Source organism: Photobacterium atrarenae, from assembly GCF_024380015.1.
GTDB lineage: Bacteria > Pseudomonadota > Gammaproteobacteria > Enterobacterales > Vibrionaceae > Photobacterium > Photobacterium atrarenae.
In genome coordinates this window covers 88,289-94,288 of the sequence record NZ_CP101510.1, presented here as the reverse complement: position 1 = coordinate 94,288, position 6,000 = coordinate 88,289, and the positions used below count along the sequence as shown (strand labels likewise).

Sequence of the window (6,000 nt, the reverse complement as noted above, 5' to 3'; positions counted from 1 at the left end):
CTTGTATCTCCTTATGCAATGGTCCCGTCAATCATATGACTCCACCTCAAATTGGCCACCCAATGAGGTTAAAAGTTGAACATTGATCAACCAATATCGGCATAAATGTGATCGTGGTTAACCAAATTGAATCCCGAGAGCGTCAACCACCGGCAGGAAAACGCACTTGGAAAATCAATAAAAATGACGACATGGGCCGCTATTTATCGGAACCCGATAAATAGCGGCCCATGCGATACAGGTTGAAATAAGACAATGCGAGCAAGAATACCCGCCTATAAATGGTTAACCAATTACCCTACTAGGCAGACGGCGGGGAGATCGAGGCGACCAGGAAGTCAATCATGGCCCGAACCTTGGCGGGCGGGCGGCGATCCGGCGGGAACAGGATATAAATCCCCCCCAAGTCAAACATTGCCTGATCGAGTTCCAGCGCGATCAGCTCTCCCCGGGCCAGCGCTTCCCGGACAATAAAATCCGGCTGATAAATCATGCCTTGCCCGCCCAGCGCAGCTGCCAGCAAAGCATCACCGCTGTTGGCCTGGAGGTTACCCTGCACCGGTACCTGAATTTCACCTTCCCGGCCAAAAGACCAAAATCCCCGCCCCTGCCAGGGCGCAAGGGAATAGCTCAGGCAATTATGGCCGGACAAGTCCGCAACACTTTGTGGCGTGCCGTAACGGGCCAGATAGTCTGGTGATGCACAAACCAGCATTGCGGTGTTGCCCAGACGCCGGGCTTTGAGCGAGCTGTCGGCCAGATGGCCAATCCGGATCATCAAATCCCATCCCTCCCGGATCAAATCCTGCTGGCTATCACTCAACCCCAGCTCAACCTCAACCTGGGGATAGCGGCGACTGAAGGCCGGCATTAACGGTGCGATAAACTGAATGCCAAACGAGAACGGTAAATTGATCCGTAAACGTCCGACCGCTTCAACACGCTGAGCCGCAATTTCCGATTCTGCTTCGTCAAGCTCCTTCAGGATCCGCCGGCAAGCTTCCAGGTAATCTGTGCCGGAATCAGTCAGCGACAGCCGCCGCGTAGTGCGGTGCAACAACTTAACCCCCAAGCGGGTTTCGAGGGCGTCCATATGTTTGGTGGCCATCGTCGGCGACATGCCCAAGGAGCGCCCCGCTGCTGACAAGCTGCCCTGTGCCGAGGCTGCCATGAAAACCCGCATACCGGTAATACGGTCCAACATCTATTTCACACTCCTGGTTAAAACTGTTACGCATTTATTATAGGTTCTCACTTCTGAGTGAATGCGTTAGTGTCCGTTCAAAGTAATGCAAAGGTTTCAAGGTGAATCATGATGTCCCTCACAGAAACTAAAACAGAACGCGCCACTCAGCCGGTTTTGTTTATTCCCCACGGTGCTGGTCCCTGCTTTTTCATGGACTGGAAACCCGCCGGTATCTGGGATGCCATGGCCCGCTCTCTTGAAGCGCTCCCTCATACACTGCCGGCCCGCCCCCGTGCGATCCTGATCATTTCTGCCCACTGGCAAACGACAGGGTTTCGTGTGAGCGCCACTGAACAGCCCGAGCTGAACTACGATTTCTATGGTTTTCCGGCCCATACCTACCGGCTTCGCTACCCGGCCCCCGGCTCACCCCAACTGGCCGGAGAAATCGGAGCGCGGCTTTCCCAAGCAGGTCTGGACTGCCAGCCCGATCCCGGACAATGCTTTGATCACGGCGTATTCGTACCGCTGAAACTGATGTTCCCCGAAGCCGATATCCCGGTGGTGCAGCTCTCGCTGCAAAGCAGCCTGGATCCGGCGTTACACCTTGCAGCCGGCCGGGCGCTGGCGCCGTTACGGGATGAAGGCGTGTTGATCATCGGCAGCGGCATGAGCTTTCACAACATGCGTGGGTATGGCAATGCACAATTCAGCGCCCCTTCAGCCGCGTTTGACGACTGGCTAACCGGGGCTATCGGCGCCGACAGCGCACGTCGAGAGGCTGCATTGTGCCAGTGGACACAAGCCCCAGCAGCCTTGCAGTGCCACCCTCCCGGCGACGAAGAGCACCTCTTGCCGCTGATGGTTGCTGCCGGTGCAGCCGGTACAGACAGCGGCCACAAGGTTTTTTCGGCGCAGGTGATGCAAGTCCGGTTGTCAGCCTTTCGCTTTGGCTGAGCAGCCGGGCCCCATCGCTACTGCTCAGCCGACGCAGCAAACCGATGAAATAATTCAGGCAGTTCACACCATTGGTAAAAAATACGGCATGTAACATCAGATTTATATTCTCAACGGAACAGATGAAGGAGCAGCTCCCATGCATTTCAGTACCGCCCCTATGGCACCGGCACACGATCCCCGGGCCGATCAGATCACCCAGCCGGTGATGTTTATTCCCCACGGCGCCGGCCCCTGTTTCTTCATGGCGTGGGAGCCTACCGACACCTGGGATGCCATGGCCGAATTTCTCAAAGGGGTGGCGGCCACCTTGCCGGCCCGTCCCCGGGCGATCCTGATGATTTCAGCACATTGGCAATCCCCGGGGTTTCGGGTGATCAGCGCTGAGCATCCTCATCTGAAATACGATTACTTCGGGTTTCCCGACCACACCTATCAGCTCACCTACCCGGCGCCCGGTTCACCGGCGCTGGCAGCGCAGATCACACGCCTGCTGACCGAGGCCGGACTGGATTGTCAGCCGGATGACGCGCAAAGGTTCGATCACGGGATGTTCATTCCGCTGAAGCTGATGTTCCCTGAGGCCGATATCCCAGTGGTCCAGCTGTCGCTGCGCAGAGACTACGATGCGGCCGCGCACCTGGCCGCCGGCCAGGCGCTGACCTCGCTGCGGGACGAAGGGGTGTTGATCATCGGCAGCGGCATGAGCTTCCATAACATGCGGGGCTATGGCGATCCGCGTTATACCGCTCCCTCAAAAGCCTTTGATGACTGGCTGACCCTGGTCGTAGGCACCGAGCCGTACCGGCGGTCGCTGGCCCTGCGCCAATGGGATCGTTCAGCCCCCTATGCTCAGCACTGCCATCCGCCGGGTGCCGAGGAGCACCTCATCCCACTGATGGTAGCCGCCGGCGCCGCCGGGAAAGATCTGGGCCACAAAGTCTATTCCGAGGAAGTGCTCAAGACCCGGCTCTCGGCCTTCCGTTTCGGCTGACCTCGCGCAGCCCCGTATCCGTTAGCAAGCACAGGACCATGATGTTATTACACGCAAAAGAGCGAACTCTCGACTTATCTACCCCGCAGGTGATGGGGATATTAAACATAACCCCCGACTCATTCTCCGATGGCCACCGTGATGAGCCCGTAATGTTCCGGGTTGAACAGATGGTTCAGCAAGGCGCGGCGATCATCGATGTGGGCGGCGAGTCGACCCGGCCGGGCTGGACCCCAATTTCCGAACAAGCGGAGATGGATCGTATCTGTCCGGTGATCGAGCGCATTGCGCACTCATTTGACGTCATGATTTCAGTCGATACGTACAAGGCTGCCGTGATGAAAGCAGCATGCGACGCCGGTGCGCATTTGCTGAATGATATTAATGGCTTCCGAAATACCGATGCTATTGACTGCGCCGTTGATACGGGCGCGGCACTCTGTGTGATGCACATGGATGGCGATATCACGCATATGCATAACGCCGTGGCAGAGCGCGATATTCTGCAGAACGTATCTCGTTTTTTCCGCCAGAAAGTAGATGAATTAATTGCGGCGGGTATTGACGGCAATCGTATTCTGCTCGACCCAGGGTTTGGCTTCGGCAAAACCCACCAACAGAACATGCACCTGCTGAAGCATCTGTGCCGGATTGAATATGGAATGGACTATCCGCTCTTAGTCGGATTGTCACGTAAGCGGATGGTTGGCGAGATGATCGGTAAAGCGGTCCATGACCGCACGACCGGCAGTGTCGCGGCAGCGATGTATTCCGTACTCAATGGCGCCAAGGTCGTCCGGGTTCATGATGTCGGCGAGACCGTTGACGCACTCAACGTCATCCGCCACCTGGCGCAGGCGTAACCCGGTGCTCCCTTTGAGACCCAATGATGTCGCCTCAGACTATTTTCACCGGAGAGGATCATGAGCACAGAGACATTCGGGATCCAGTTTTCAGTGATTGCCCACTTATGGCGCCGTCACTTAGATCAGCAGCTGGCCCAAGCCGGGTTCAATGACATCAGCTGGACTCCCTTACTTCATCTCGATGAATTCGGCGACGGCATCAACCAACAGTCCCTGGCATCCTCCGTCGAGATTGAGGGTTCGAGCCTGGTCCGCTTATTAGAGACACTCGAGCTGAGAGGCCACATCATCCGGCAGACCGATCTTCAGGATCGCCGCTCCCGGCATATCTACCTGACAGATGCCGGACGCCGGCGAGTCGCCGTGTTGCGCCAGCACTTACGACAAATCGAATCAGATATACTGCTCGATATCTCCGATGAACAGATCGCAACCACGCTGGCAATGCTCAGCGGATTAAAGCAGAAGTTCCAAGGATAATTACAGAATGCGATCAGCATACAGGAGTCGCTCCGAATCGCCCCATAAATCGGCTATTGTCACCCGTCTCTGGTTTCAATCGCGTCCCCCCATCACCTCTTACGATTCATACAAGGCACGATGATAAATAACCCGACCACAATGACCTTTTTTGAACGGTTTGAAGCTGACATTCTCTGCGGCAAAAAAACCATCACCATCAGAGATGCTTCTGAGCAGTATTATGTTCCGGGCACCACAGTCGAGGTATCCACATTTGAAGATGGCCGCGTGTTCTGCCAGCTGGAAATCCTTGCGGTCGAGCCGATAGCATTTGAAGAACTGTCCACATTTCATGCCGCACAGGAGAATATGACCCTGCCTGAATTAAAGACGGTGATTACAGACATCTATCCGGGCATCCACGAGCTTTTTGTCATCACCTATCAATTGTGCGAGCCCTCAGTGGTAACCGAATAACAACTTTATTTCCCCTGGCTCAGCACCCTGGATAGGAAGTGAGCGGGGGAAAACATCATTGCGTTCAAAAATTAACCAATCAACATTTTCATTTGGGTATACCCCACTGCGACCAGTAGATTGCGGCACAAAACCCTTCACGCGACCACTCAAATGCGATAGCATGATTTGCGACTACTTATATGCGACGTTTAAGACATTTTTGACACAAGGACGCGCCGATGTTCATCCGGGCTTACCTGCGGGCCTCCACCGACGAGCAGAATGCCGAGCGGGCCAAAGACACCCTCAACCGCTTTGCCGCTGAACACAACCAGCGGATCGCCAGCTACTACATTGAGAACGTCAGCGGCGCCCAGCTTGAGCGCCCGGAACTGCAACGACTGCTGACCGACACCCAGGACAACGACATCCTGCTGGTTGAGAACATCGACCGCCTGACCCGTCTCAACGAGAACGACTGGAAAAGCCTGAAGCAGAGCATCGAGCAGAAGGGGCTGCGGATTGTCAGCCTGGACGTGCCGACCTCCTGGCAGGCCATCGACAGCGCGCGGATGACCAACAACGATCCGATCATCAAAGCGGTGCTCGATGCCATCAACAACATGCTGATCGACCTGATGGCTGCCATGGCCCGCAAGGACTACATCACCCGGCGTGACCGCCAGGCTCAGGGAATTGAGCGCGCCAAAGAAGAAGGCAAATACCGCGGCCGCCAGGCCGACCCCGAACGCCACCGCAAGGTGCATTACTACCGCCATGAGAAAGGCCTGAGCCTGAGTGAAGTCGCCGAAGCGACCGGCTACAGCCGATCGCAGGTGTGCCGGATATTGGCGAAGGGGACGGAAACGGGGTGAGGTGGTCACACTTCCCCTTGCTCATTAACATTAGCCAACTCGCCCTTTTAGGGTGGGTTAGCGTGTATGAGAGAAGGGTAAGCTTTTGATATGACAGATACAAAAAAGCCCGCTATTCGCGGGCTTTCCTGATAGAATCGTTGCAACTTAGTTCGCAAGGGCTGTCTTTCGAGAGCTTACCTGAAAAGTATTCCAAGTGCT

7 protein-coding genes are annotated in these 6,000 nt (G+C 55.8%); 6 read left to right on the top strand and 1 reads right to left on the bottom strand.

Annotated features, from left to right (window positions below):
• Nucleotides 1–301: 301 nt before the first annotated feature.
• Complete coding sequence (locus NNL38_RS24730; RefSeq protein ID WP_255392366.1) at nucleotides 302–1,204, bottom strand: LysR family transcriptional regulator; 903 nt, start codon at nucleotides 1,202–1,204, stop codon at nucleotides 302–304.
• Nucleotides 1,205–1,312: 108 nt separating this feature from the next.
• Between NNL38_RS24730 and NNL38_RS24725 the strand changes: the two genes are divergently transcribed.
• The 6 genes from NNL38_RS24725 (at nucleotide 1,313) to NNL38_RS24700 (ending at nucleotide 5,799) form a co-directional block, all read left to right on the top strand.
• Entirely contained in the window at nucleotides 1,313–2,143 is an 831-nt protein-coding gene (locus NNL38_RS24725) for a DODA-type extradiol aromatic ring-opening family dioxygenase (protein WP_255392365.1), read from the top strand.
• A gap of 139 nt (nucleotides 2,144–2,282) precedes the next feature.
• Complete coding sequence (locus tag NNL38_RS24720; RefSeq protein ID WP_255392364.1) at nucleotides 2,283–3,137, top strand: DODA-type extradiol aromatic ring-opening family dioxygenase; 855 nt, start codon at nucleotides 2,283–2,285, stop codon at nucleotides 3,135–3,137.
• A gap of 38 nt (nucleotides 3,138–3,175) precedes the next feature.
• Nucleotides 3,176–4,000: a dihydropteroate synthase gene (gene folP / locus NNL38_RS24715; protein WP_255392363.1), complete on the top strand. Its 825-nt coding sequence runs from the start codon at nucleotides 3,176–3,178 to the stop codon at nucleotides 3,998–4,000.
• A gap of 60 nt (nucleotides 4,001–4,060) precedes the next feature.
• A complete protein-coding gene (locus NNL38_RS24710; protein ID WP_255392362.1) occupies nucleotides 4,061–4,483 on the top strand; it encodes a MarR family winged helix-turn-helix transcriptional regulator in 423 nt (140 codons plus the stop codon).
• 123 nt (nucleotides 4,484–4,606) lie between these two features.
• Nucleotides 4,607–4,942, top strand: coding sequence for a N(4)-acetylcytidine aminohydrolase (yqfB, locus tag NNL38_RS24705; RefSeq protein ID WP_255392410.1), 336 nt, complete (start codon nucleotides 4,607–4,609; stop codon nucleotides 4,940–4,942).
• Nucleotides 4,943–5,163: 221 nt separating this feature from the next.
• Nucleotides 5,164–5,799 carry a recombinase family protein gene (locus tag NNL38_RS24700; protein ID WP_255392361.1) on the top strand — a complete coding sequence of 212 codons (636 nt, stop codon included), beginning with the start codon at nucleotides 5,164–5,166 and terminating at the stop codon, nucleotides 5,797–5,799.
• Nucleotides 5,800–6,000 lie beyond the last annotated feature (201 nt).